This window comes from Ancylobacter gelatini, assembly GCF_022601675.1.
GTDB classification, from domain to species: Bacteria; Pseudomonadota; Alphaproteobacteria; order Rhizobiales; family Xanthobacteraceae; genus Ancylobacter; species Ancylobacter gelatini.
Genome location: NZ_JAKVIL010000002.1, coordinates 477,701 through 503,196, shown reverse-complemented (window position 1 = coordinate 503,196; position 25,496 = coordinate 477,701). Strand labels below are relative to the sequence as shown.

Here is a 25,496-nt window from a genome sequence, read left to right as displayed (position 1 = left end):
CCCGCGGCATGCCGAGCGGGCGTTTTGTTGTTCGGGCGATGTCGTTCGCGCGTGCCGGAGCCGAGGCTCAGGGGCAGAGCAGGATGTCCTGTTCGCGCGTCAGCTTGTAACTGTCGGTCAGCTTCTGGACATAGCGCACATCGCCGGCGCTGTTCAGGCAGTAATCCACCAGACGGCCGTCGCTCCACGAGATGCGGACTGCGCGGGGATTGTAGCAGAGGTTCTGAAGCTGGATGCGCCCGCTGGCGGTCGAAATCGTCGTGGTGGTGATCTCGACGACGCAGGTCCGGTCGACAGCTTCCTGCAACGCCTGCCCGGCCGACCGCTGCTGGGCGGAAGCAACGCCGACAGGCAGGCCTGCCACGGTCATCGCGGCCGCGCAGCTCAGCGCCGCAATCTTGCGTTTCATGACGTCCTCCAGAATGAGGCTAACGATCTGGCGGGAAGCTACAAGTTTCAACAAAAAAAGCAATAATTTCGTAGTTTTTCGAGCACGGATTAATCAAAATTTCAAATCTGCACCTCGATACCGCGCCGCACGCGCGGGAGAGCCGCGCGACGGACGCGCGAAAACCGCGCATCAACCGGCCTTTCGGGTCGGTGGATGCGCGGCGCAATCCCGCGGTAATGTTCTGAGATGGGTGACTATTTCGGCGTCAGCGCGGTCACGGCGAGCGCGGTGGCGGCGGCCCGGTTCTCCACCCCGATCTTGGAATAGATCTGTTCGAGGTGCTTGTTCACGGTGCGCGGCGAGAGGCCGAGAATCTCACCGATATCGCGATTGGCCTTGCCGCGCGCGAGCCACATCAGCACCTCGGCCTCACGGGCCGTCAGGTTCAGCTTGGCGCGGAGCACCTGCTCGGGCGGCACGCCGCCATCCTCGACGATGCGCAGCAGCAATTCGTCCGGCCCGATCTGCCCGACATAGGACAGGCGCAGCCGGCGCGGCGAGCCCTCGACCGACAGCTCGATCACGCCCGGCTCGACCCCGCTCGGGTCGCCGCGCTGGCCGTCGAGCCAGCGGCGCACCGTCTCGGGCAGCACCAGCGAATCCCCCGGCACGGTGCCGGACACCGCGCCCAGCAGCGCGGTCGCCTGCGGCGTCGCCCACAGCACCCGCCCCCCGCGCGTCGCCGACAGCAGGAAGCGGCCGGAGGCGTCGAGCGCGGCGCGCGCGCTGTGCGCCTGCCGGGCATTGGCAAGGTGCACGCGGATGCGCGCGATCAACTCGTCCGGCGAGATCGGCTTGGTGACGTAATCCACGCCGCCGGCCTCCAGCCCCTTCACGATCTGCTCGGTCTCCGAGAGCCCGGTCATGAAGATCACCGGCACATGGGCGATCGCCTTGTTGCGCTTGAGCTGTCGGCAGGTCTCGAAGCCGTCCATGCCCGGCATCAGCGCGTCCATCAGGATGACGTCGGGCGTGATGCGCTCGGCCAGCGCGAGCGCGTTGGCGCCTTCGGTCGCGACCAGCACCGTCGCGCCGGCGGCCTCCAGCGCGTCGGTCAGAAGGCTCAGTGTCTCGGGGGAATCGTCCACCACGAGCACGATGTCCCGGCGCTCCACGCTATGCATCATTGCCGCGCAAGGCCTCCAGCACCGCCATGTAACGCTTGAAGTCGAAGGTTTCCATCAGTTCACGCATGTGGGAGACGAAGGCGTCATTGTCGCCGGGGGCTTTCTCGATCTCGTTCAGCTTGGCCTGGATGCCGCGCACATAGCCGATCTCGCCGAGCTTCAGCAGCTCTTCCAGATGGCCGGCCGCGGGCGCGTTCAGCCGCTCAGTTGGGGGCGCGGCCTGCGTCGCCGGGTCGGCATCGCCGAACCATTCCAGGTCGAGCAGCGTCTGCATCTTCTCCAGCAGCCCGCGCAGATGCACCGGCTTGACCATGTGGTCGTCATGGCTGGGCATGTCGACGCCGGGACCGAGGATCTCGCCGGCATTGGCGGAAATCATGATGATGCGCAGCCGTCCGAACCCCTCGTCGCGTAGCTGGCGTACCACTTCCCAGCCATTGAGGCCGGGCATGGAAATGTCCAGCAGCAAGAGGTCGGGGTCCCACTCGCGCACCATGTCCAGCGCCGCGACGCCATCGGCGGCGGAGAGCACGGTGAAGCCGAGCGGCACCAGCAATTCGTGCATCAGCTCGCGATGCGCCACGTCGTCGTCGGCGACGAGAACGGTGCGACGCTGCCCGGCATAGCCGGCGATACGCCGGTGCTGGATCGGCCCCGCGCGGGTCGGCGAGGCGACCTCCGCCAGCATCAGCTTGACGCGGAACGTGCTGCCCGTGCCGGGCGTGGAGCGCAGCGAGATTTCCCCGCCCATGATCTCGGTCAGCAGCTTGGTGATGGTCAGGCCGAGCCCGATGCCCGCGGTGGAATAGGTGCCCGCGCGCTCGCCGCGCTCGAACGGCTCGAAGATGCGCTGGTGGTCGCCCGGCGGGATTCCGATGCCGGTATCCTCGACCTCGAACTCGGCAACCTGGCTCTTATAGCCGATGCGCAGCGCCACCCGGCCGTTCTCTGTGAACTTGATGGCATTGGACAGCAGGTTGATCAGAATCTGCCGCAGCCGCTTCTCGTCGGTATAGACCACGGCCGGCAGGCGCTCCGGGCGGACATAGACGAAATCGATGCCCTTGGCGGTGGCCTGCAGGCGGAACATGTCGACCAGCTGGTCGAGGAACTCGCCGATCCGCACCTCGTCGCGGGTGAGATGCAGCCGCCCCGCCTCTATCTTGGAAATGTCGAGCAGCCCGTCGATCAGGCCCGACAAATGCTCCGCCGAGCGGCGCACCACGCGGATGGCGTCGCGCCGGTGCGGGGGAATCGAGGTGTCGCGCTCCAGAAGCTGGGCGTAGCCGAGAATGGCGTTGAGCGGCGTGCGCAGTTCATGGCTCACGCCGACCACATAGCGGCTCTTGGCGAGGTTGGCGGCCTCGGCCACCTCCTTCGCCTTCTGGAGCTTGGCGTCGGTGCGCTTGTGCGCCTCGATCTCGCGCATCAGCAGCGCGGTCTGGCGGTTGCTCTCCTCCTGCGCCACGCGCCGGCTTTCCTGCGCCAGCACGAACAGCCACGCCGCCACGCCCGCGATGATCAGCAGGATGAAGAACAGCGTGAACAGCATGTGCCCGATCGCCTCGCGCTCGGCGACGGGCGCGAAGGCGGACTGGAAATAGATCACGCCGAGAATGGCCCCGATCACCGAGGCCAGCAGCGAGAGCACGCCGATATAATGGCCGATGCGCGAGTTGATCCGCGCCACGATCCAGCTCGGCAGCGTCGCCTGAAGCGCGGCCAGTATCTGCTCGGGGAAGCGCGCCTCCTCCTTGCAGCGGTCATGGCAGCGGGCATCGAGCGAGCAGCACAGCGAGCAGATCGGCCCGGCATAGACCGGGCAATGCGCCATGTCCTCCGGCTCGAACTTGTGCTCGCAGATGCAGCACTTGAGCGAGAGCCGGCCCTCCCAGTTCTTGGTGGTGCGGCGGGCGATGTAGTAGCGCCCCTTCGTCGCGAAGGCGATGGCGGCGGCGGCGACGAAGGACACCACCAGCGCGACGAAGGGCGCGAAGGCCTGCAGCACCGCGCCGAACAGCCCGGCAAAGGCCAGCACCGCGACCCCGGTGCCCGCGATCACCGCGCCGACGCCGACAGGATTGATGTCGTAGAGATGGGCGCGCTTGAACTCGATGCCCGGCGGGCTCCAGCCCATCGGCTTGTTGACCACGAGATCGGCGACCAGCGCCGCGACCCAGGCGACCGCGACGATCGCGTAGAGCCCGAGAATCTGTTCCAGCGCCTTGTAGATGCCGAGCGCCATCAGCATCAGGGCGATCGAGACGTTGAACACCAGCCACACCACGCGGCCGGGGTGGCTGTGCGTCAGGCGGGAGAAGAAGTTCGACCAGGCGATCGACCCCGCATAGGAGTTGGTCACGTTGATCTTGAGCTGGGCGAGGATGACGAACACGCCGGTGAAGGCCAGCGCGACCGGGGGCGAGAACACGGTCTCGAACGCCACCAGATACATCTGGGTCGGCTCGGCGGCATGGATGAACGGCACGCCATGGGTCAGCGCGAAATAGGCGAGGAACGAGCCCGCCAGCATCTTCAGCCCGCCGGGAATGATCCAGCCCGGCCCGGCGGAGAGCAGCGCCACCCACCACAGCGCGTTGCGCCCCGCCGCGGTGCGGCCCGGCGCGCGGCGCGGCAGGAAGCGCAAAAAGTCCACCTGCTCGCCGATCTGCGCCACCAGCGCGAAGATCACCGTGGAGGCGGCGCCGAACTGCATCAGGTCGAACGCGCCGCCCGGCGCCCCGAGGCGCCCGGAATAGCTGGTCCAGCCGGCGAGGGAATCGCCGTGCTGGAGCAGGATGAAGACGAAGGGAATGAGGTTCAGCGCCAGCCAGAGCGGCTGCGTCCAGAGCTGGAACCGGCTGATGAAGGTGATGCCGTGCGTCACCAGCGGGATCACCACCAGCGCGCTGACGAAATAGCCGACCATCAGCGGCACGCCGAAGCACATTTCCAGCGCCAGCGCCATGATCGCCGCCTCGATGGCGAAGAACAGGAAGGTGAAGGAGGCGTAGATCAGCGAGGTGACGGTCGAGCCGATATAGCCGAAGCCGGCGCCGCGGGTGAGCAGGTCGATGTCGACGCCGAATTTGGCGGCATAGAAGCTGATCGGCAGGCCGGCGGCGAAGATGATGACGCAGACCGCGATGATCGCCGCCACCGCGTTCTCGAAGCCATAGGCCAGCGTGATCGCCCCGCCGATCGCCTCCAGCGCGAGGAAGGAGACCGCACCCAGCGCGGTGTTCGCCACGCGCAGCGCCGACCAGCGCCGCGCGCTCTTCGCGGTGAAGCGGAGCGCGTAGTCCTCGAGCGTCTCGTTGACGACCCACTGGTTATAGCGGCGCCGAACGCGAACGATCCTCTGCTCAGCCGCCATTGGGGTCTGCCTCGCCGCTTTGACGCCCGACATACTCCTCCGCTCACTCCCAGGCTTTTATTGCACTGCCCTGCGAACCGCCGTTCCGGTTCACGGCACCAATCGGGATGCATAGACCATCCCCGAGACTATCAAACACGAAAAGCAAACCATCGCCAGAAAACACCACACGAACGTTCCGGCATTGAGGCAGAAACGCAACAGAAACCCTGAAATCGACTCCCGAAGCTTCGTTTACCGCAAAGTATTTCAAAAATATCCGTCGCGCGCGCGCACGAAAAAACGCACGACGCCGGCGCGCACACCCCACGTCCATCGTTGCCATCAGTGTCATGCGCAACCCGCCGATCACCTATACGTCAATCGACGTATTGCTGCACCGCCGCATCGCCCCCCACGATCGCCTCAACACAAGCATGACGAAAAGCTTGTCGAGGCACGTCTAACCCGTGGAGGGGAATGTATGTCTTCCAGTGACGATAATTCGATGAAGTTTTCGAGCACCCGCCGAAAGCTTCTGATGGGCATCGCGGCGATGCCGGCCATTCCTGTGCTTGCGTCGTCCGGGCTGTTTTCTACGCCTGCCCTCGCACAGGCGCCGGCGACCTCCGCGGTCAACACCACGGGTCTTGCCGTGACCGACACGGAAGTCACCGTCGGCATCCTGCACTCCGTCACCGGCACCATGGCGATCTCCGAGACCGGCTCGGTGCAGGCCGAGAAGCTGGCGATCGAGCAGATCAACGCCATGGGCGGCGTGCTCGGCCGCAAGATCAAGTACATCCAGGAAGACGGCGCGTCCGACTGGCCGACCTTCGCCGAAAAGGCCAAGAAACTGCTGGTCAATGACAAGGTCGCCGCCGTCATGGGCTGCTGGACCTCGGCCTCGCGCAAGGCGGTGCTGCCGGTGTTCGAGCAGTATAACGGCATGCTGTACTACCCGACCTTCTATGAAGGCCTCGAGCAGTCCAAGAACGTCATCTATACCGGCCAGGAAGCCACGCAGCAGATCCTCGCCGGCCTTGACTGGGTCAACAAGGAGAAGGGCGGCAAGAGCTTCTATCTCATCGGCTCGGACTACATCTGGCCGCGCACCTCGATGAAGATCGCGCGCAAGCACATCGAGGCGAAGCTCGGCGGCAAGGTCTCGGGCGAGGAGTACTTCCCGCTCGGCCACACCCAGTTCAACTCGGTGATCAACAAGATCAAGCTGACCAAGCCCGACGTGATCTACGCCGCGGTCGTCGGCGGCTCGAACGTCGCCTTCTACAAGCAGCTCAAGGCCGCTGGCATCGACCTCAGCAAGCAGACCCTGCTGACCATCTCGGTCACCGAGGACGAGATCGACGGCATCGGCGGCGAGAACTTCGCCAATGCCTATAGCTGCATGAAATACTTCCAGTCGCTCGACAACCCGAACAACAAGGACTTCGTCGCCGCCTTCAAGAAGATGTGGGGCGAGAAGACCGTGATCGGCGACGTGACCCAGGCCGCCTATCTCGGCCCGTGGCTGTGGAAAATGACGGTCGAGAAGGCCGGCTCCTTCGACATCGACAAGATCGCCGAGGCCTCCGCCGGCATCGAGTTCACCAAGGCGCCGGAAGGCTACGTCAAGATCCACCCGAACCATCATTTGTGGTCCAAGACCCGCGTCGGCCAGGCGCAGCTCGACGGCCAGTTCAAGGTGGTGTTCGAGACCCCCGAGCTCATCGAGCCGGATCCGTTCCCCAAGGGTTACCAGTGATCGCCTGAGGCCCGAACCCGGAGAGGGCGCCCGCCCTCTCCGGGCTCTTTCCTTTGGACCGCGAGCCTGTCGGCCGTGGGCCTTTCGACCAGTCGACCGCAAGACCGCTTGAGACCGCGCCACCATGCGCACGCCGGGGGATTCGTGATGTTCTCTGAATATTCGCTGAGCGAACTCAGCTCCATCTTCATGATGCAGGGCTTTGCCGGGCTGATCCTGTTCTCCGTCTTCCTGCTGATGGCGCTGGGGCTGGCGATCATCTTCGGGCAGATGGGCGTCATCAACATGGCCCATGGCGAGTTCATGATTCTTGGCGCCTATGTCACCTATTTCACGTCGCAGCTCTTCCTGAACTACATCCCCTCGCTGTTCAGCATCTACTTCTTCATCGCCATGATCCTCGCCTTCTTCGCCGCCGGCGCGCTCGGCATGGCGGTGGAATGGCTGATGATCCGGCGCCTCTACAAACGCCCGCTGGACACGCTGCTGGCCACCTGGGGCCTCAGCCTGATCCTCCAGCAGTTCTACCGTTCCGTGTTCGGCCCGCGCGAGGTCGGCGTCGAGCTGCCGAGCTGGATGATGGGCTCGCTGCCGGTCACCGAAGTGGTCGAGGTGCAGATCAACGGCCTGTTCGTCATGGGCCTGACCATCGCCATCACCGTCGCGGTCGCCCTGCTGATGTACAAGTCGAGCTGGGGCAAGCAGGTGCGCGCCGTGGTGCAGAACCGCGTCATGGCCGGCGCCGTTGGCATCAACACCGAGAAGGTCGACCGCTACACGTTCGGCCTCGGCTGCGGCATTGCCGGCGTCGCCGGCTCGGCCTTCACCATGATCGGCTCCACCGGCCCGACCTCCGGCCAGCTCTACATCGTCGACACCTTCCTCGTCGTCGTCTTCGGCGGCGCGCAGAGCCTGCTCGGCACCATCGCCTCCGCCTTCACCATTTCGCAGGCCCAGTCGACCATGGAGTTCTTCCTCTCCGGTTCGATGGCCAAGGTCCTCACGCTGCTTGGCGTGGTCATCATCCTGATGCTGCGGCCGCAGGGCCTGTTCGTCATCAAGGTCCGTCGCTGAGGAACCGCACATGACCCAATCCGGACGCACCTTCTTCCTTCGCCCCAGGGATGCCATCGGCATCGTCATCCTCGCCGTGCTCCTGCTGGTGATCCTGCCGCTGGCGCTGGACAATTTCCGCCTCCAGTTCGTCGGCAAGTACCTGACCTACGCCTTCGTCGCGCTCGGCCTCGTGCTGTGCTGGGGCTATGCCGGCATTCTCTCGCTGGGCCAGGGCGTGTTCTTTGGCCTCGGCGGGTACTGCATGGCGATGTATCTGAAGCTGGAAGCCTCCAGCGTCGAGAACACCAAGATCCAGTCGACCCCGGGCATCCCGGACTTCATGGACTGGAACCAGATCACCTCGCTGCCCTGGTTCTGGGAGCCGTTCCGCAGCTTCGGCTTCACCACGCTGGCGGTGATCGTGGTGCCGGCGATCTTCGCCTTCATCGTCGGCTTCGCCATGTTCAAGCGCCGGGTGGGCGGCGTGTACTTCGCCATCATCACCCAGGCGCTGGCGGCGATCCTCACCATCCTGATCATCGGCCAGCAGGGCTATACCGGCGGCATCAACGGCATCACCGACCTGCGCACGCTGCACGGCTGGGACATCCGCACCGACAGCGCCAAGACCGTCCTCTATTTCGTCTGCGTCGGCCTGCTGCTCGCCTGCATCCTGATCGCCTATTTCGTGAAGTCGTCCAAGCTCGGCCGCATCCTCGTCGCCATGCGCGACAAGGAGGACCGGGTGCGGTTCTCGGGCTATGACGTGGCCTCGTTCAAGGTGTTCGTGTTCTGCCTGGCCGCCTCGCTCTCGGCCATTGGCGGGGCGATGTTCACCCTTCAGGTCGGCTTCATGTCGCCGTCCTTCGTCGGCATCGTGCCCTCGATCGAGATGGTGATCTACACCGCGGTCGGCGGCCGGCTCTCCATCCTCGGCGCCATCTACGGCACGCTGCTGGTGAACTGGGCCAAGACCTCGTTCTCCGAGAGCTTCCCCGAGCTCTGGCTGTTCGGCCTCGGCGGCCTGTTCATCGCCGTGGTGCTGCTGTTCCCGAACGGCATTGCCGGCCTCTGGCAGACCTATGTCGCCCCCCGCCTCGGCCCGCTGTTCTCGGACAAGCCGAAGGCGGCCGTGCGCACCGCCGCCACCCCGCCGGCGAGCCCCTCCGGGCCCGTCGCCCCCGCCGCCGCCGAGTGAGGGCCTCCCCATGAACACGCAAGTCATCGCCGACCAGATGAACAAGGACTTCGTCCTCGCGGTGGAAGGCCTCACGGTCTCGTTCGACGGCTTCAAGGCGGTCAACGACCTGTCCTTCTATGTCGACGAAAACGAGATCCGCGTGATCATCGGCCCAAACGGGGCCGGCAAGACCACGGTGCTCGACCTGATCTGCGGGCGCACCAAGGCCACCACCGGCTCGATCCGGTTCAAGGACCGCGAGCTGACCACCATGAAGGAGCACGAGATCGTGCGCGCCGGGGTGGGCCGCAAGTTCCAGAACCCCTCGATCTATGAAGACCTCACCGTCTTCGAGAATCTGGAAATCTCCTATCCCAAGGGTCGCTCGGTGGTCGGCGCCCTCACCTTCCGGCGCGACGCCGCGGTGAAGGGCCGGGTGCACGAGGTGGCGGAGACCATCTTCCTCGCCGACCAGCTCGACCAGCGCGCCGAATATCTCTCCCACGGCCAGAAGCAGTGGCTGGAGATCGGCATGCTGCTGATCCAGGACCCCGAACTCCTGATGCTCGACGAGCCGGTCGCCGGCATGAGCGTGTCCGAGCGCAAGAAGACCGCCGAGCTGCTCAACACCATCATCAAGGACCGCTCGGTGATCGTGATCGAGCACGACATGAAGTTCGTCGAGGACATCGCCCACAAGGTGACGGTGCTGCACCAGGGCAAGATCCTTTCGGAAGGCTCCATGGCCAAGGTCCAGGCGGACCCCAAGGTCATCGAAGTCTATCTCGGCCATTGAGGAAGGGCGGATCATGCTGAACGTCTCCGATCTGCACGTCTCCTACGGCGAAAGCGAAGCGCTCCACGGGCTGAGCTTCAAGGTCGCCCCCAACGAGATCATCGCCATCATGGGCCGCAACGGCATGGGTAAGACCACGCTCATGAAGTCGCTCATGGGCATCGTGCCGACGAAAAGCGGCTCGGTCTCGGTCGGGGATTCCGACATCACCAGGCTCAAGAGCTATGAGCGCGTCGCCAAGGGCGTCGCCTATGTGCCGCAGGGCCGCATGATCTTCTCCACCATGACGGTGCAGGAGAACATCGAGACCGGCCTCATTCCGCGCGGCGCCACCAAGGTTCCGCCGGACCTCTACGAGTTGTTCCCGGTGCTGCTGGAAATGAAGGGCCGGCGCGGCGGCAACCTGTCCGGCGGCCAGCAGCAGCAGCTCGCCATCGCCCGCGCGCTCGCCACCGCGCCCAAGGTGCTGCTGCTCGACGAGCCGACCGAAGGCATCCAGCCCTCGATCATCCGCGAGATGGCGCGTACGCTGAAGCGCATCCGCGATGAGCGTGGCCTGTCCATCGTGGTGTCCGAGCAGGTGCTGTCCTTCGCGCTGGACATCGCTGATCGCGTGCTGGTCATCGAGAACGGCGAGATCGTCCATGAGGACCTGCGCGCCGATGTCGACGAGGCCAAGGTCGCCCGTTTCCTCTCGGTGTGACCGCCGGCCATCTTCTTCCGGCCCGGCAGATCCCGGTCCGGTTCCGCCTGCCCAACTGTGCCCAAGGGGGAAATGGAGTTAGCGATGCCTGAAACATTGATCTCGGTCGATCTTTCCAAGCCGGCCACGGAGAACGAGTACCTGCACAATCGCTGGCACCCGGACATTCCGATCGCCACCTGGGTCGAGCCCGGCGCCGACTTCCTGGTCGAGACCGTCGACTGGACCGGCGGCGCGATCGCCAACAATGATTCCGCCGACGACATCCGCGACGTCGACCTGTCGACGGTGCACTATCTCTCCGGCCCGATCGGGGTGAAGGGCGCCAAGCCCGGCGACCTGCTGGTGGTTGACATTCTCGACGCCGGCACGCTCAAGGGCCATGAATGGGGCTTCAACGGCTTCTTCTCCAAGAAGAACGGCGGCGGCTTCCTGACCGAGCACTTCCCGCTCGCCCAGAAGTCGATCTGGCATTACGAGGGCATGTTCACGCGCTCGCGTCATGTGCCCGGCGTCGGCTTCGCCGGCCTGATCCATCCCGGCCTGATCGGCACCCTGCCCTCGCAGAAGCTGCTCGACACCTGGAATTCCCGCGAGCAGGCGCTGATCGACACCAACCCGACCCGCGTGCCCCCGCTCGCCAACCCGCCTTTCGCGAAGACCGCGCATCTGGGCAAGCTCGCCAAGGGCGACGCCTGGGACAAGGTCGCGGCCGAGGGCGCCCGCACCGTGCCGCCCCGCGAGCATGGCGGCAATTGCGACATCAAGGACCTGTCGCGCGGCTCCAAGATCTACTTCCCGGTCTATGTCGACGGCGCCGGCCTCTCCATGGGCGACATGCACTTCTCCCAGGGCGACGGCGAAATCACCTTCTGCGGCGCCATCGAAATGTTCGGGGCGTGGCTGCACATCAAGGTCGACCTGATCAAGAACGGCATGGAGATGTACGGGATCAAGAACCCGATCTTCAAACCGTCGCCGATCACGCCGAACTACAAGGACTACCTCATCTTCGAGGGCATTTCGGTCGACGAGAGCGGCACCCAGCACTATCTGGACGCCAATGTCGCCTATCGTCAGGCCTGCCTGAACGCCATCGAATACATGAAGAAGTTCGGCTATTCGGGCGCGCAGGCGCACTCCATCCTCGGCGTCGCGCCGGTGCAGGGCCACTTCTCGGGTGTCGTCGACATCCCGAATTCCTGCGCCACGCTGTGGCTGCCCACGGAAATCTTCGATTTCGACATCAAGCCCTCGGCTGCCGGTCCGACCAAGTTCATTGACGGGTCGATCGACATGCCGATATCGCCGGACCTTTGACCCCCCGTAATTGTCCGGTGCGCGGGACGGCTGCCATGCCGTCCCGCGGTTCTTGAGGAAACGCCCAAGGTCGGGGCTCAACAGCCCGAAGGAAAAACGCCATGCCCGTCTATGAATATATGTGCGACAGCTGCGGCGACTTCACCGAGCTTCGGCCGATGAGCGAATATCAGGCGCCCCAGCCCTGCCCGGATTGCGGGGCGATGGCCCCGCGCGTGATGCTCACCGCCCCCCATTTTTCCGGCCTCTCGCGCGAGAGCCGCATCGCCCATTCCACCAATGAGAGCGCGCGGCACAACCCGATGAGCGTCGACGGCTACAAGGAGAAACAGGAGCGCGCCAAGCACGCCTCGAACTGCTCCTGCTGCTCGGGCGGTATGAAAAGCCGCTCGAAGAAAAACCGCACCGCGACCTCCGCGTCCGGCGCCAAGAGCTTCCCCTCCGCCCGCCCGTGGATGATCAGCCACTGAGGGCGCGGCGTCCGGAGCGCCGATGCGCCGACGTCGGCGCGTCCTTATTGGCCGATCGCGACGCCCTCCCGGCGCGGATCGGCGGCCCCGGTCAGCCCCTCCGGCGTGATCCCGATGGCCTGCACACCGGAGGTCATCGGCGCCTGCTTCACCGTGAAGCCGAGCGCCTCCAGAGCCGGGGCGAGGCGCACCGCCGCCGTCCCCTCCTCGATCTCCACCGCATCGAAACGCGCCAGAACATTAGGGCTGGCAATGGCTTGCGACAGGTCCATTCCCCAGTCGATATGGGCGATCAGCGTCTTCGCGACATAGCCGATGATCTGGCTGCTGCCGGGCGAGCCGAGCGCCAGGACCGGGCGCCCGTCCTTCATCACGATGGTCGGCGCCATCGAGGAACGCGGCCGCTTTCCCGGCTCCACGCGATTGGCAACCGGGACGCCATCCTCTTGGCTTTTAAAGGAAAAATCCGTCAGCTCATTGTTGAGCAGGAACCCGCCGACCATCAGCCGCGAGCCGAAGGCGTTCTCGATGGTCGAGGTCATGGACAGCACATTGCCCTCCCCGTCCACGATGGAAATCTGCGTGGTCGAGGGCAGTTCCAGCGCGGAATCATCAGCATAATCAAGCCGTGCATGGTCCCATTTCGGCCGCCCCGGCGCGACTTCCGGCAGCGCGTCGTCGCCGCGCAGCAGTTTCCCGCGGGCTTTCAGATAGTCGCGCGCCACCAGCCCCCTGGTCGGCATCGGCACGAAATCCGCATCCGCCATGTAGCGGCCGCGATCGGCGAAGGCGAGGCGCGACGCATCCGCGATCAGTCGCCAGGCTTCCGGTGAATCCGGCCCCAAGCCATTGATATCATAGGGTTCAAGCATGCCGAGAATTTGCCCGAGCGTGAGCGCGCCAGAACTCGGCGGCCCCATGCCGCAGATGTCGAGCCCGCGATAGGGCACGCAGATCGGCTCCCGCTCCTTCACCCGATAGGTGGCGAGGTCGTCCATCGCCAGCACGCCCGGATTGCCCGGCGCCTCGCGCACCGTGCGCACGATGTTGGCCGCGAGTTCGCCGCGGTAGAACGCACCGGCCCCCTCCCGCGCCAGCAGCCGCAGCGTCGCGGCATAGGCCGGGTTCTTGAGCAAGCTGCCGGCCGCCAGCGGCGCGCCGTCGGGCGTGAAGAAATAATCGCGCGTCCCCGGCATGCGCTTCAGCCCCGCATCCTGCGCGACCAGCCCGGCGAGACGCGGCGAGACGATAAAACCGTTCTCTGCCAATGCAATAGCCGGCTCGAACAACCGTGCCCAGGCAAGCCGGCCATGGCGGCGGTGCGCGTCTTCGAGCAGCCGAGGGATCGCGGGGGTGCCGACCGAACGCCCGCCCACAACCGCCTCCATGAAGCCGAGCGGCTCGCCGGAAGCGTTCTGGAACAGGGTCGGCGTCGCGGCCAAGGGCGCGGTCTCGCGTCCGTCGAAGCTGGTGAGCCGGCCGCTCGAACGGTCCCAGTAAACGAGGAATGCCCCACCGCCGAGCCCCGAGGATTGCGGCTCGACCAGCCCAAGTACCAGTTGCGTCGCGATCATCGCATCGACCGCGCTACCGCCCTCCCGCAACATCTGCGCCCCGGCCTCGGCCGCCAGCGGGTTTGCCGCCGCGACCATCCAGTGCCGGGCCGTGACATTGCCGCGGCCGGCAATGGTGCCAGCGGCTTCCGGAGCCTGCGCATCGGCCGCCTGCTGGGCGCCGACGGGCGCGGCCAACAGCAGAAAAACCAGCAGCGATATAGCGATACGCCTCATTTTACCCGGTCTCGCTCGCACCAACATGTCACACCGTAACGGGAAGTGAACGCGCGGTCTGCATGGGGGGATGACGTCGGCGCGAATCGGCGTAATCTGATGATGTCGTCAACAATTGAAAGGAGGTGATCCAGTGTCTGATCGTCTTGATCTGCGGTCGTCGGTATCCGTGACCTGGACGCTTGCCTCTTTCGAGGTCCGTGCCGCGTGATGCGACAAAGTCGCGCTGCCAATAGGCAGCACCCTGACCGGACCGCGGTCTGACATGGGAAGGGCTGTCCGCAAGGGCAGCCCTTCTTTCTTGCTTCAACGCTCCAGCCCGCCCGGAATACCTTGTCCAAACCAATTCTGATCTACATTGACGCCGATGCCTGCCCGGTGAAAACCGAGGCCTATCGCGTGGCCGAGCGCCATCGCATCAAGGTGTTCCTCGTCGCCAACAGCTTCATCGCCACGCCCTATGGCGTCGATGTCGAGCGGGTCATCGTCGAGGCCGGCCCCGACGTCGCCGACGACTGGATCGCCGAGCGCGCGGTTGAGGGCGATATCGTCATCACGGCCGACGTGCCGCTCGCCGCCCGCACCGTCGCAACAGGCGCGGAGGTTCTGGCACCGAACGGCAAACCCTTCACCGCCTCCAGCATCGGCATGCAACTCGCCACCCGAAACCTGATGCAGGACCTGCGGGAGGCCGGCGAGATCACCGGGGGACCCCGCCCCTTCGGACCGCGCGACCGCTCGGAATTCCTGCAGGCGATGGAGCGCGCGGTGATGCGCCTGAAACGAAAAGGCTTCCTTGCGGGTTGAGGGCACGACACCACCGCGACGCAAAGGGACAACCACATGCTCCAGGCCTGCCTGAACGGCTCCCGGACCAAGGATTTCCACCCCTACACGCCTGTTTCGGCGGCTGAGCTGGCATCGGACGCCGCCGCCGCCATCGCTGCCGGCGCGAGTGAGCTGCATTTTCACCCCCGCGATGCCGAGGGCCGGGAAACGCTGGATGCCGCGATCGTCGCGCAGGCGCTTCAGGCGGTGCGAGCACGGGTGCCGGGCGTACCGGTCGGGCTGTCGACCCATGCCGGGATCGCTCCCGGCGGCGCGGGGCGGCTGGCGGCAGTTCGCGCGTGGACCGACGTGCCGGATTACGTCTCGATCAACCTGATCGAGGATGATGCACCGGAAATGATCGCTCTCGCGATGAAACGCGGCATCGGCGTCGAAGCTGGGCTGTGGTCGGTGGCCGACGCCGAGCGGCTCGTCGCTTTGCCGCAGGCACGCAAAATGCTGCGCATTCTCATTGAGATAAACGAGCAGGACGAGACAGAGGGGCTCGCCGCTGCCGCCGGCATCCGCACGATTCTGGCGGGCGCGAGCCTGGACGTGCCGGTTCTTCAGCACGGGCTCGACGCCACCAAATGGCCGCTCTACCGCGACGCCCTGCTGCGCGGCCTCGACAGCCGGATCGGCCTGGAAGACGGCAAATATCTGCCGGACGGCGAGGAGGCGGCAGACAATGCCGCCCTGATCAAGGCCGCTTTCCTGATGGCGCGCGTGCCGCCGAACCTGGCCCCGGAAGCAGCGCCGCCTCTTGGCAGCGCCTGACGCCAGACCGCCATTCCTGCGCAGAAATGAGCTGGAACAAGGGCTTGCCTGATCCCAGCGACGCCTTCTCGCGACATATCTGCAAAAGCCAAGTTGTCCCGACGCGCATCCGCGTGTCGGACGAGGCTTGCAATCAAACCCAGAGGCTCACTTCAAGGCCGAGCCTCTGGGCAAAGCGCCCTCAATCAGGGAGGGCGTGGTCGGCGACCTCCCTGTCAGGAGCATACGCGCATCGTCTGCCCCTGCCCCAGCCGCGCCCTCACCCGGAGTTCCGCAGACCCGCCGAAATGCCGTTGATGGTGAGCTGGATTCCCTGAAGCACCTTCTCGTCGGTGTCGCTGGCGCGGTACTTGCGCAGCAGGCCGACCTGAACATGGTTCAGCGGATCGATATAGGGGAAGCGGGCGCGGATCGAGCGGTCGAGATGAGGGTTGGACGCCAGCAGCTTCTCCTGCTGGGAAATCGCCAGCAACGCGTCGATCGCGGCCTGATGCTCGGCACGGATGCGCCCGAAAATGCTCTCGCGCAGTTCCACATCCTCCACCAGCTGCGCATAGCGCGAGGCGATGGCGATGGAGCTCTTGGAGAGCACCATGTCCATGTTGGAGAGCTGGGTGCGGAAGAACGGCCATTCACGATACATTTCCTGCAGCAACGGCAGGCCATCCGGGTTCTTCTCAAGCCACAGCCGCACGGCCGTGCCGAAGCCGTACCAGCCCGGCAGCATCAGCCGGCACTGCGCCCAGGAGAACACCCAGGGGATCGCGCGCAGATCGTCGATCCGCCGCGTCTTTTTGCGCGAGGCCGGGCGCGAGCCGATGTTCAGCGTCGCGATTTCGTTGATGACGGTGGATTCCCAGAAATAATCCTCAAAGCGCGGGGTCTCGTAGACCAGCGAGCGATAGGCCGCGAAGGCGGCGTCGGAAAGCTCGTCCATCACGGTCAGGTATTCCTCGCGCGGCGCCTTCGCGTCGCCCGACAGCAGCGTTGCCTCGATGGTCGCGGCCGCCAGCGTTTCCAGATTGCCGCGGCCCACCGCCGGGTTGGAATATTTGGACGAGATGATCTCGCCCTGCTCGGTGATGCGGATCGCGCCCTGCACCGCCCCACCCGGCTGGGCGAGAATGGCGTCGTAGCTCGGCCCGCCGCCACGGCCGACCGAACCGCCGCGGCCATGGAACAGCCGCAGGCGCACGCCATGGCGCTTGAACACCTCGATGAGCTCGATCTCGGCCTTGTAGAGTTCCCAGCCCGAGGTGACGAAACCGCCATCCTTGTTGGAATCCGAATAGCCGAGCATCACCTCCTGCATGCCGCCGCGGCTGTCCACCAGCTTGCGGTACTCTGGCAGGCGGAACATCTGCTCCATCACCTTGGCCGAGTTGCGCAGATCGCCGATGGTCTCGAACAGCGGCACGATGTTCACGGCCGAAGAGCCCGCCGGATCGACGAGGCCGACCTCCTTGAGCAGCAGCGCCAGCTCAAGCATGTCCGAGACGCTCTCAGCCTTGGAGATGATGCAGGTCTGGATCGCCTCGGCGCCGTAGATCTTGTGGATCCGCGCGCAGGCCCGCAGCATGTTCATTTCGCCGATGGTCTCTTCGGAATAGGCGGCGAAGGGCGAGGTCAAGGGGCGCGCCGTCGTCAGTTCGCGCAGCAGCAGGGCCACGCGCGTGCCTTCCGGGAGGCTCTTATAGTCGGTGCCGGGAGCGGCGACTTCGAACAGCTCGGCGATGCAGCGCTCGTGCACGTCCGAATTCTGACGGGAATCCAGAATGGCGAGGTGGAAGCCGAAGCAGTCCACGGCGCGGCGCAGCATGCGCAGCTTGCCGCGCGCGATCGCGCCGGATTTATGCAGCTTCAGCGAACGCGCGATGACATCGAGATCGGCGAGCAACTCGGCCGCGCTGTCATAGGGCTTGGCCGCCGGCTTCTCGGTGATCCCTACCAGATCGGCGACCTCCAGCCGGAACGCGGTGGCGCGCACGCGCTCGCGGATGCCACCAGCGGCAAGCCGATAGGGCTCGTTGCGCCGGTGCGGGGAGCCGTCGGGCGAGGAATCCACCAGCGCCAGCAACTCGTCCGAGACATTGACGCGGATGGTGCTGATCGAAAGCTCGGCGCCGAGCGCATTCAGCTCGTCCAGATAGAACTGTACCGCCACCGCGCTCTGCAGGCGCATGGTCTGCGCGGTCACGTCGGCGGTTACGAAGGGGTTGCCGTCGCGGTCGCCGCCGATCCAGCTGCCCACGCGCAGGAACGAGGCGATCTCCGCGCCCTCCCCGCCTTCCAGCGCCGAGAGGCTGTCCTCCAGCGCCGCATAGAGCCGGGGCAGCTGGCGCAGGAAGGTGTAGTCGTAATAAGCGAGCCCGTTGGCCACCTCGTCGAGCACGGTCAGCTTGGTCTTGCGCAGCAGGTTGGTTTGCCACAGCGTCAGTACGCGGCAGCGCAACTCCTCCTCGGCATCGGCCTGTTCTTCGTGCGTCGGCGTCAGCCGATCGCGCTCGGCGAGGATTTCGGCGATGCGCATCTCATGCGTCATGGTCGAGCGGCGGCGCACCTCGGTGGGATGGGCGGTCAAAACCGGGCTCGCCAGCGCGGTATCGAAGAAGCGGCGCAGCCCGGCGATGTCGATGCCGGCCGCGAGCGAGCGCTCCACCGCCTTCGCGATCGTGCCCGGCTGCGCTCCCTGTCCGGCGGCCGAGAGCTGGCGCTTGCGGCGGATGACGTGCTGGTCCTCGGCGATGTTGGCAAGGTGCGAGAAATAGGAGAAGGCGCGGACGATGGCGATGGTCTGGTCCGGCCCAAGCTCGCTCAGGATCGCCTCCAGCTCGTGCCGGGCCCCCTCGTCCTCCTCGCGGTGGAACCGGATCGAGACACGCCGGATCAGCTCGACCAGATCGAAGGTCGGCTCGCCCTCCTGGTCCCTCAGCGTGTCGCCGAGCACCCGGCCGAGCATGCGGATGTCGTCGCGCAGCGAGACATCGGACTCGCCCTCGACATCGATCTCGGCTTCGGGTTGGGCGATGGTGAGGGCAAGTGACATGGCGATACTCCCGTGAACTTTACAGGCAACTTAGCAATTAGCATGCCGTGAGCCGGCAGACCGGACCGGCCTTACCGGGACCCGAATACCTTGATGGCGCAAAGTGAGGCCGCAGAGCCACACCCGGGCGTTTTCAATCCTTTGCCCCACGGTTGCCGCGATTCTGAACGAAATCCCCGCGAACATGAACGGGTCGGTCAGCGATGATTCAGCGCAGTTGGTTCATAAACATCTGCGCATGATCGGACAGCCGGTTGTGCATACCGCTTCGGCTTCGGCCGACAACGTGACGAACGCGTACCGAGTATCAGGAAGGACAGTACGATGCCTACCCCCATGAACCGCGCCGAGGCTCCCCTGCCGGCTGCGCTTCAATCCAACGCACCCAAGTTCATGTCAGCCCAGCGTCCTGCCGACGTGGCGAACTCGCCGGAAAAAAAGGCAGCCCTCGCCGTGAACGCCCCGACCGGCTCCATCGCCGCTATCGAGTCCCGTCTCGGCTTCTGATCGGCCCTTGAGGTCTGCGGTTGGAAGCGCCCACGGATTTGTGATGGCGCCGCGTGCCAACCGTGCAAAGACTTTGCCGGGCCTTTGTCCGGCAATGCAGCGTTCGGCCGGTGACAAACCGGAAGGAAAGCCCCATATCGCTTACCTAGCGGCAGCGAGATTGCCCGCTCAGACATGCGATTGGGAGAGACATGTTCAAGACTTTGCGTTTGCGCCCGGCCAAGGCAGAGCGTGCTGTGGCAGAGCGTTCCCCGGCGGCGCGTCGCTCCGTGCGGCGGATCTTCGCCCGGCTTGCGGTCGTCACCGCCTTGCTGATGGCCGGCAGCCTCGTCGCTACCGATTTCGCCGAAGCGCGGCTTGGCCGCAGCGGCAGCATCGGCAGCCGCGGCGCGCGCACCTGGTCGACGCCGGCGCCGACCCCCACCGCGCCGAGCGCCCAGCCGATCCAGCGTTCTATGACCCAGCCCGGCACGACCGCGCCCGCCGCTGGCGCCCGCGCGCCCGGTGCGCAGACGGGCGGCTTCTTCAACCGGCCCGGCTTCATGGGCGGGTTGATGGGCGGCCTGCTCGGCGCCGGCCTGTTTGGTCTGCTCATGGGTTCGGGCTTCTTCTCCGGCCTCGGCAGCCTCTCCGGCATTCTCGGCCTGCTGCTGCAGATCGCGCTGATCGTGGTTGTGGTGCGCCTCGTCATGGGCTGGATGCGCTCGCGCAACCAGCCGTCCTATGCCGGCGGCCCGCGTCCCGATCCCATGCAGCGCTCCTCTCTGGAAGGCGCCAACACGCCCGGCACCACCGCTACCGGTGGCGGTGACGCTGCGGCCGGCCCGCGCGGCAACTTCGGCTTCGGCTCGGCCCCGCGCGGACGACCGCTGAAGCTTCAGGGTTCGGATTTCGACAGCTTCGAGAAGCTGCTGACCGAAATCCAGACCGCTTATGGCGCCAATGACCGCGTGACGCTGGAGCGTCTGCTGACCCCGGAAATGGCCTCCTATATCGGCGAGGAGCTGGACGAACTGGCTCGTGACGGGCTGGAGAACAAGCTCTCCGACGTCAAGCTGCTGCAGGGCGACCTGTCCGAGGCCTGGAGCGAGGGCGAGGCCGACTACGCCACCGTCGCCATGCGCTACGAGATGAAGGACGTGATCGTCGAGAGCGCGACCGGCCGCGTGGTGCAGGGCGACCCTGACCGCGCGACGCAGGCGACCGAATTCTGGACCTTCGCCCGCCCGCCGGGCGGGGAGTGGCGCCTGAGCGCCCTCCAGCAGGCCTGATCGACCCCGGAACGCCCGCCCCCAAAGGCGGGCGTTCTTGCGACAGGCCATCGTCACCGCCGGCCTTTGATCGCATACTCGCCCGACAAGCTGGAATCAGCCGGCGGGGAGAAAATGCCATGTCCAACTTTCCCGGGTCTCGTCTTCTAGGGCGCGGCGCGATCGCGGCGCTGATGTCGACCTCGCTCGCCTTCTCGCCGATTGCCGCGCAGGCCTGCACCTCCTTCCTGCTGTCGGCGAAGGATGGGGGCAAGGTCTATGGCCGCACCCTGGAATTCGGCCTCCCGCTGAACTCGCAGCTCATCGTCATCCCGCGCAACCTCACTATCAAGGGCACCGCGCCTGACGGCACGGCGGACGGCGGGCTGGCCTGGACCGGCAAATATGGCGCGGCCGGCGCCAACGGCCTCGGCCTGCCAGTACTCATCGACGGAATGAACGAGAAGGGCCTTGCCGGCGGGCTGCTGTTCTTCCCTGGCCTCGCCAAATTCCAGGACGTGCCGCCCGCCGAGGCCGGCAACTCGATCGCCTCCTTCGAGATGCTGACCTATATCCTGACCAGCTTCGCGACGGTCGCGGAGGTCCGCGCCAACCTGCCGAAGATCAAGGTCTCGAATGCGCCGCAGGCGACGTTCCAGGGCCTGGTTCCGCTCCATGTCACGCTGCACGACGCGGGCGGCAACAGCCTCGTCATCGAATATGTCGACGGCCACCTCAACATGTACGACAACCCGACCGGCGTGCTGACCAATGCGCCGGCCCTGCCCTGGCACCTCGCCAATCTCGGCCTTTACGGCAATCTCTCGGGCAAGGAGCCGGCCCCGCGCAAGGTCGGCGACCTGACCATTGCCGCCCCGAGCACCGGCGCCGGGCTGCACGGCATGCCGGGCGATTCACTTTCGCCCTCGCGCTTCGTGCGCGCCTTCAATTTCGTGCAGAACCTGCCGGATATCCCGACCACCGCTCAAGCGTCGACGGCGGCCAGGCACATCCTCAACAATTTCGACATCCCGCCGGGCTCGGTGGTCACGGTAGCGGGTGGTGCCGGGGGCGGCGTTGCTGGTTTCGAGATCACCGAATGGAGCGGCATCGCCGACCTGAAGAACATGACCTATTCGATCTGGAACTACGCCAACCCCACCGCGCGCAAGCTCGACTTCAGCAAGCTCGACCTCGACGCCAAGGCCGTGAGGCTCATCCCGATCAACCAGCCGGCGGCGGATATCGACCTGTCGCAATAGGCCGGCCGTTCACACCGGGCGGTGGTCGAGAGGGTCCGGGCCGTAGCGGTTCGGGCCTTCCGTGCCCCGGCGCATGAACCAGAAGAAGATCACCAGCGCACCGATGCCGGTCAGGCCGATCAGCAGCCACCACCCGGTATGGCGCATGTCATGGAAGCGCCGCACGCCGACCGCGATCGACGGCACGATCAACGCCAGGCCGACCAGTGTCGAGATCGGTGTGAACACCTGTATCTCGTCATAGTGCATCAGGTAGAACTCGCCGAACAGCAGCGTGTCGACAAAGGTCGTCGCCCAGTTCACCGCCACGGAGAACAGCACCCACCACCAATATTCAGAGCGTGGCGCGCGTCCCTCGAAGGTGGCGTATTTGCTGAAAACGGAAGAGACGGCGCTGCTGAAATTCATGACACGTTCCCGGGCCGGCTGCGGCGGCCGGATTCGGCCGCAGGGTCGAACATAATCCACTCCACGACGTTGGGGAATGAGGCGGATTTGGGACTTCGGCATGCCTCGGGCTAGAAGATGTCCCCGCATAAACCCTGCTGTTACGGCAACTGGAGATGTCCATGCCGATCGTCATCGAGGAAAATCCCGGCCCCGAGGTCCGCGCCCTGATCGATCGGGGATTGGACGCTTTCAACGACACCAAGGCCGGCCCAGCCGCGAAACGCGAGCTGTGGGTGATCTCCCGCGGCGGCGATGAGGGCGGCACCCAGGGCGGCCTTCGCGGCCACACCTATTATGGCTGGCTGTTCATCGACTGGCTGTGGGTCTCGCCCGCCGCGCGCGGCGAGGGAATTGGCGCCAAGCTGCTGGCGGCGGCCGAGGCCGAGGCGCGGCGGCGGGGCTGCATCGGCGCCTATGTCGATACGTTCAGCTTCCAGGCGCCGGAATTCTACACACGCCGGGGCTATGAGGAGTTCGGCCGGATCGAGGATTTCCCGCCCGGCCATGCCTGCGTCTGGCTGAAGAAGACGTTCGAGGCACCTCCCGCCGCCGCGAGCTGACGCGCCTGCCGGGCCGCTCTCTCTCTGGATCGGCGTCCTTCGAGACCCGGCGAGCGTCCGGCGGCTCAGGATGACGGTGAGCACGGCGACCGGGCAAATGCCCGCGTCGTCACCGCCCCTTGCGCCGGCCGCCCGGCCGGTAGCCCTTGGTCATCGGGTCCGGCCGCTCCGGCCGGGTCCAGCCTTCCGGCCCCAGCGGCTCCGCGCGGTCGGTGCCCGGCCCCATATCGTCGAGCGAAGGCTTCACCACGCGCGAGCGCACCGGCGTCTCGTCGGGATCATAGGCCGCCTGCGCTTCCTCCGCCCGCGCCTGATGCCCGGAGGAGACATGGCCCGGCGATGAGCGCGGTCCGGACTTGGAGCCCGACTTGGAACTCGATTTGGAGCCGGGCCTGGAGCTCCCCTTGGCTCCGCCCCGCCCACTCTTCTCCGGCAGATTGGCGGCGCGGCCATATTTGCGTTCGCCGCGATAGCCGCCGGTGCGGTCGTCGATCGCGTCCTGCCGCGCCAGCGGGTCGTCGGAAATGGCCAGCTCGGTGGCCTGCAGCCGCTTGACCTCGTCGCGCAGCCGCGCCGCCTGCTCGAAATCGAGGTCGGCCGCAGCCGCGCGCATGCGCTTCTCAAGGTCGGAGATGACGGCGGCCAGATTATTGCCATAGGCGGCGGGCGCCTCGGCGAAGCCGCTGTCCACCGTCACATGGTCGCGCTCATAGACGCTGTTGAGGATGTCGCCGATCGCCTTGCGCACGCTTTCCGGCGTGATGCCGTGTTCGGTGTTCCAGGCGATCTGCTTGGCGCGGCGGCGTTCGGTCTCCGCCATGGCCCGCTCCATCGAGCCGGTGATGTTGTCCGCATAGAGGATCACCCGGCCGTCGACGTTGCGCGCGGCGCGGCCGATGGTCTGCACCAGCGAGGTCTCCGAGCGCAGGAAGCCCTCCTTGTCGGCGTCGAGGATCGCGACCAGCCCGCATTCCGGGATGTCGAGCCCCTCGCGCAGCAGGTTGATGCCGATCAGCACGTCGAACGCCCCGAGCCGCAGGTCGCGGATGATCTCGATGCGCTCGATGGTGTCGATATCCGAATGCATGTAGCGCACGCGAATGCCGTTCTCATGCAGATACTCGGTCAGGTCCTCCGACATGCGCTTGGTGAGCGTGGTCACCAGCGTGCGGTAGCCCTTGGCCGCCACCTGCCGCACCTCGCCCAGCAGGTCGTCCACCTGCGTGCGGGCGGAGCGCACCTCCACAGGAGGATCGACCAGCCCGGTCGGACGGATCACCTGCTCGACGAATACGCCGCCGGTCTGCTCCATCTCCCACTTGCCGGGTGTCGCCGAGACATGGACGGTCTGCGGGCGCATCGCTTCCCATTCCTCGAAGCGCAGCGGCCGGTTGTCCATGCAGCTCGGCAGGCGGAAGCCGTATTCCGCCAGCGTCGCCTTGCGCCGAAAGTCGCCGCGATACATCGCGCCGATCTGCGGGACGGTGACATGGCTCTCGTCGCAGAAGATCAGCGCGTTGTCGGGCACGTATTCGAACAGCGTCGGCGGCGGCTCGCCCGGCAGGCGGCCGGTGAGCCAGCGCGAATAGTTTTCGATACCGGCGCAGCTTCCCGTCGCTTCCATCATCTCGATGTCGAAGGTGCAGCGCTGCTCCAGCCGCTGCGCCTCCAGATAGCGCCCCATGGCGTTGAGTTCGTCCAGCCGCATCTTCAGCTCGGCCTTGATGCCCTGCATCGCCTGGATCAGCGTCGGGCGCGGCGTCACGTAATGCGAGTTGGCGTAGAGCTTGACGAATTTGAGGTCCTGCGACTTCTGCCCGGTGAGCGGGTCGAACTCCTGGATGCTCTCCACCTCGTCGCCGAACAGCGACACCCGCCACGCTCTGTCTTCATAGTGGGCGGGGAAAATCTCAATCACGTCGCCGCGCACGCGAAACGTGCCACGGCCGAAATCGGCCTGCGTACGCTTGAATTGCAGCGCCACCAGATCCGCGAGGAGCTGGCGCTGGTCAACGCGCTCGCCAACCGAAATCTTCAGTGTCATCGAAGCATAGGTCTCGACCGAGCCGATACCGTAGATGCAGGACACGGAAGCGACGATGATCACGTCGTCGCGTTCCAGCAGCGCCCGCGTCGCCGAATGGCGCATGCGGTCGATCTGCTCGTTGATCGAGGATTCCTTCTCGATGAAGGTGTCGGTGCGCGGGACGTAGGCTTCCGGCTGGTAATAGTCGTAATACGAGACGAAATACTCGACAGCGTTGTCCGGGAAGAAGCTCTTGAACTCGCCATAGAGCTGCGCCGCCAGCGTCTTGTTCGGCGCCAGCACCAGCGCCGGGCGCTGAAGGCGCTGAATGACATTGGCCATGGTGAAGGTCTTGCCCGAGCCGGTCACACCCAGCAGCACCTGGTCGCGCTCGCCTTCCTGCGCCGCCTTGCACAGTTCCTCGATCGCGTGCGGCTGGTCGCCATTCGGCGTGTAATCCGACTTCAATTCGAAGCGGACACCGCCTTCGGATTTTTCCGGGCGCGGCGGGCGATGGGGAACCCAGACCTGATTATCGACCTCGGCGCGCCCGCTCTCGATCAGGGCGGAGAGCGCGGCGACGGTGGCGGAGGCACCCGAGGTCGGCGCCACGCCGAGTTTCTCGGCGAGCGCGGGGTCGAGCGTGGCGGAGGTTGCGGGCTCGAAGGCGCGCTGAGAGCGCTCACCGAATCCGCCGGGACGTGCAGCTTTGGCCATGGCGCGAATATGGGGTGCGAGGGCGGCGGTGGGAAGAGCCACAGAACGCTGTGAACTTCC

21 protein-coding genes are annotated in these 25,496 nt (G+C 65.7%); 13 read left to right on the top strand and 8 right to left on the bottom strand.

The window, feature by feature from the left end; translation table 11 throughout:
- Positions 1-67: 67 nt before the first annotated feature.
- The 4 genes from MKI84_RS05615 to MKI84_RS05600 all read right to left on the bottom strand — a co-directional run bounded on the left by MKI84_RS05615 (position 68) and on the right by MKI84_RS05600 (position 5,288).
- The gene (locus MKI84_RS05615) at positions 68-409 is read right to left on the bottom strand and encodes a hypothetical protein (RefSeq protein ID WP_241617278.1); all 342 of its coding nucleotides are present in this window, start codon (positions 407-409) and stop codon (positions 68-70) included.
- Between the two features lie 236 nt (positions 410-645).
- A complete protein-coding gene (locus tag MKI84_RS05610; protein WP_241617276.1) occupies positions 646-1,578 on the bottom strand; it encodes a response regulator transcription factor in 933 nt (310 codons plus the stop codon).
- On the bottom strand, positions 1,568-4,954 hold the full coding sequence (locus tag MKI84_RS05605; RefSeq protein WP_241617274.1) for a hybrid sensor histidine kinase/response regulator: 3,387 nt from the start codon (positions 4,952-4,954) through the stop codon (positions 1,568-1,570). The genes MKI84_RS05610 and MKI84_RS05605 overlap by 11 nt, the downstream gene beginning before the upstream one ends.
- Before the next feature lie 43 nt (positions 4,955-4,997).
- On the bottom strand, positions 4,998-5,288 hold the full coding sequence (locus MKI84_RS05600; RefSeq protein ID WP_241617272.1) for a hypothetical protein: 291 nt from the start codon (positions 5,286-5,288) through the stop codon (positions 4,998-5,000).
- A 129-nt stretch (positions 5,289-5,417) separates the two neighbouring features.
- Between MKI84_RS05600 and urtA the strand changes: the two genes are divergently transcribed.
- The 7 genes from urtA (at position 5,418) to MKI84_RS05565 (ending at position 12,223) form a co-directional block, all read left to right on the top strand.
- Entirely contained in the window at positions 5,418-6,698 is a 1,281-nt protein-coding gene (gene urtA, locus MKI84_RS05595) for an urea ABC transporter substrate-binding protein (protein ID WP_241617270.1), read from the top strand.
- 147 nt (positions 6,699-6,845) lie between these two features.
- Positions 6,846-7,772 carry an urea ABC transporter permease subunit UrtB gene (gene urtB / locus MKI84_RS05590; protein ID WP_241617268.1) on the top strand — a complete coding sequence of 309 codons (927 nt, stop codon included), beginning with the start codon at positions 6,846-6,848 and terminating at the stop codon, positions 7,770-7,772.
- A 10-nt stretch (positions 7,773-7,782) separates the two neighbouring features.
- The gene (gene urtC / locus MKI84_RS05585) at positions 7,783-8,952 is read left to right on the top strand and encodes an urea ABC transporter permease subunit UrtC (RefSeq protein ID WP_241617266.1); all 1,170 of its coding nucleotides are present in this window, start codon (positions 7,783-7,785) and stop codon (positions 8,950-8,952) included.
- A gap of 10 nt (positions 8,953-8,962) precedes the next feature.
- Positions 8,963-9,730: an urea ABC transporter ATP-binding protein UrtD gene (gene urtD, locus MKI84_RS05580; RefSeq protein ID WP_241617263.1), complete on the top strand. Its 768-nt coding sequence runs from the start codon at positions 8,963-8,965 to the stop codon at positions 9,728-9,730.
- Positions 9,731-9,743: 13 nt separating this feature from the next.
- Positions 9,744-10,433, top strand: coding sequence for an urea ABC transporter ATP-binding subunit UrtE (gene urtE / locus MKI84_RS05575; protein WP_241617261.1), 690 nt, complete (start codon positions 9,744-9,746; stop codon positions 10,431-10,433).
- A gap of 84 nt (positions 10,434-10,517) precedes the next feature.
- Positions 10,518-11,753, top strand: coding sequence for a formamidase (fmdA, locus tag MKI84_RS05570; protein WP_241617259.1), 1,236 nt, complete (start codon positions 10,518-10,520; stop codon positions 11,751-11,753).
- A 101-nt stretch (positions 11,754-11,854) separates the two neighbouring features.
- Positions 11,855-12,223: an FmdB family zinc ribbon protein gene (locus tag MKI84_RS05565; protein ID WP_241617257.1), complete on the top strand. Its 369-nt coding sequence runs from the start codon at positions 11,855-11,857 to the stop codon at positions 12,221-12,223.
- A gap of 44 nt (positions 12,224-12,267) precedes the next feature.
- Here MKI84_RS05565 and ggt read toward each other — a convergent pair whose 3' ends face one another.
- Positions 12,268-14,013, bottom strand: coding sequence for a gamma-glutamyltransferase (gene ggt / locus MKI84_RS05560; protein WP_241617255.1), 1,746 nt, complete (start codon positions 14,011-14,013; stop codon positions 12,268-12,270).
- 333 nt (positions 14,014-14,346) lie between these two features.
- Here ggt and MKI84_RS05555 point away from each other — a divergent pair, with 333 nt between their 5' ends.
- The gene (locus MKI84_RS05555) at positions 14,347-14,820 is read left to right on the top strand and encodes a YaiI/YqxD family protein (RefSeq protein ID WP_241617253.1); all 474 of its coding nucleotides are present in this window, start codon (positions 14,347-14,349) and stop codon (positions 14,818-14,820) included.
- A gap of 36 nt (positions 14,821-14,856) precedes the next feature.
- Positions 14,857-15,618, top strand: coding sequence for a 3-keto-5-aminohexanoate cleavage protein (locus tag MKI84_RS05550; RefSeq protein WP_241617251.1), 762 nt, complete (start codon positions 14,857-14,859; stop codon positions 15,616-15,618).
- A gap of 259 nt (positions 15,619-15,877) precedes the next feature.
- Here MKI84_RS05550 and ppc read toward each other — a convergent pair whose 3' ends face one another.
- Entirely contained in the window at positions 15,878-18,664 is a 2,787-nt protein-coding gene (ppc, locus tag MKI84_RS05545) for a phosphoenolpyruvate carboxylase (RefSeq protein WP_241617249.1), read from the bottom strand.
- A gap of 336 nt (positions 18,665-19,000) precedes the next feature.
- On the opposite strand from ppc, the gene MKI84_RS05540 reads away from it, so the two are divergent.
- The 3 genes from MKI84_RS05540 (at position 19,001) to MKI84_RS05530 (ending at position 21,683) form a co-directional block, all read left to right on the top strand.
- Positions 19,001-19,171, top strand: a complete 171-nt coding sequence (locus tag MKI84_RS05540; protein ID WP_241617247.1) for a hypothetical protein — start codon at positions 19,001-19,003, stop codon at positions 19,169-19,171.
- A gap of 236 nt (positions 19,172-19,407) precedes the next feature.
- On the top strand, positions 19,408-20,442 hold the full coding sequence (locus MKI84_RS05535; RefSeq protein WP_342593616.1) for a Tim44 domain-containing protein: 1,035 nt from the start codon (positions 19,408-19,410) through the stop codon (positions 20,440-20,442).
- A 119-nt stretch (positions 20,443-20,561) separates the two neighbouring features.
- A complete protein-coding gene (locus tag MKI84_RS05530; RefSeq protein ID WP_241617245.1) occupies positions 20,562-21,683 on the top strand; it encodes a linear amide C-N hydrolase in 1,122 nt (373 codons plus the stop codon).
- Between the two features lie 9 nt (positions 21,684-21,692).
- Here MKI84_RS05530 and MKI84_RS05525 read toward each other — a convergent pair whose 3' ends face one another.
- Positions 21,693-22,091, bottom strand: coding sequence for a DUF805 domain-containing protein (locus tag MKI84_RS05525; RefSeq protein ID WP_241617242.1), 399 nt, complete (start codon positions 22,089-22,091; stop codon positions 21,693-21,695).
- Positions 22,092-22,252: 161 nt separating this feature from the next.
- On the opposite strand from MKI84_RS05525, the gene MKI84_RS05520 reads away from it, so the two are divergent.
- Complete coding sequence (locus tag MKI84_RS05520) at positions 22,253-22,693, top strand: GNAT family N-acetyltransferase (RefSeq protein WP_241617240.1); 441 nt, start codon at positions 22,253-22,255, stop codon at positions 22,691-22,693.
- 109 nt (positions 22,694-22,802) lie between these two features.
- On the opposite strand, the gene uvrB is transcribed toward MKI84_RS05520, so the two are convergent.
- Positions 22,803-25,436 (bottom strand): excinuclease ABC subunit UvrB, encoded by a 2,634-nt coding sequence (gene uvrB, locus MKI84_RS05515; protein ID WP_241617575.1) that lies wholly within the window; start codon positions 25,434-25,436, stop codon positions 22,803-22,805.
- Positions 25,437-25,496 lie beyond the last annotated feature (60 nt).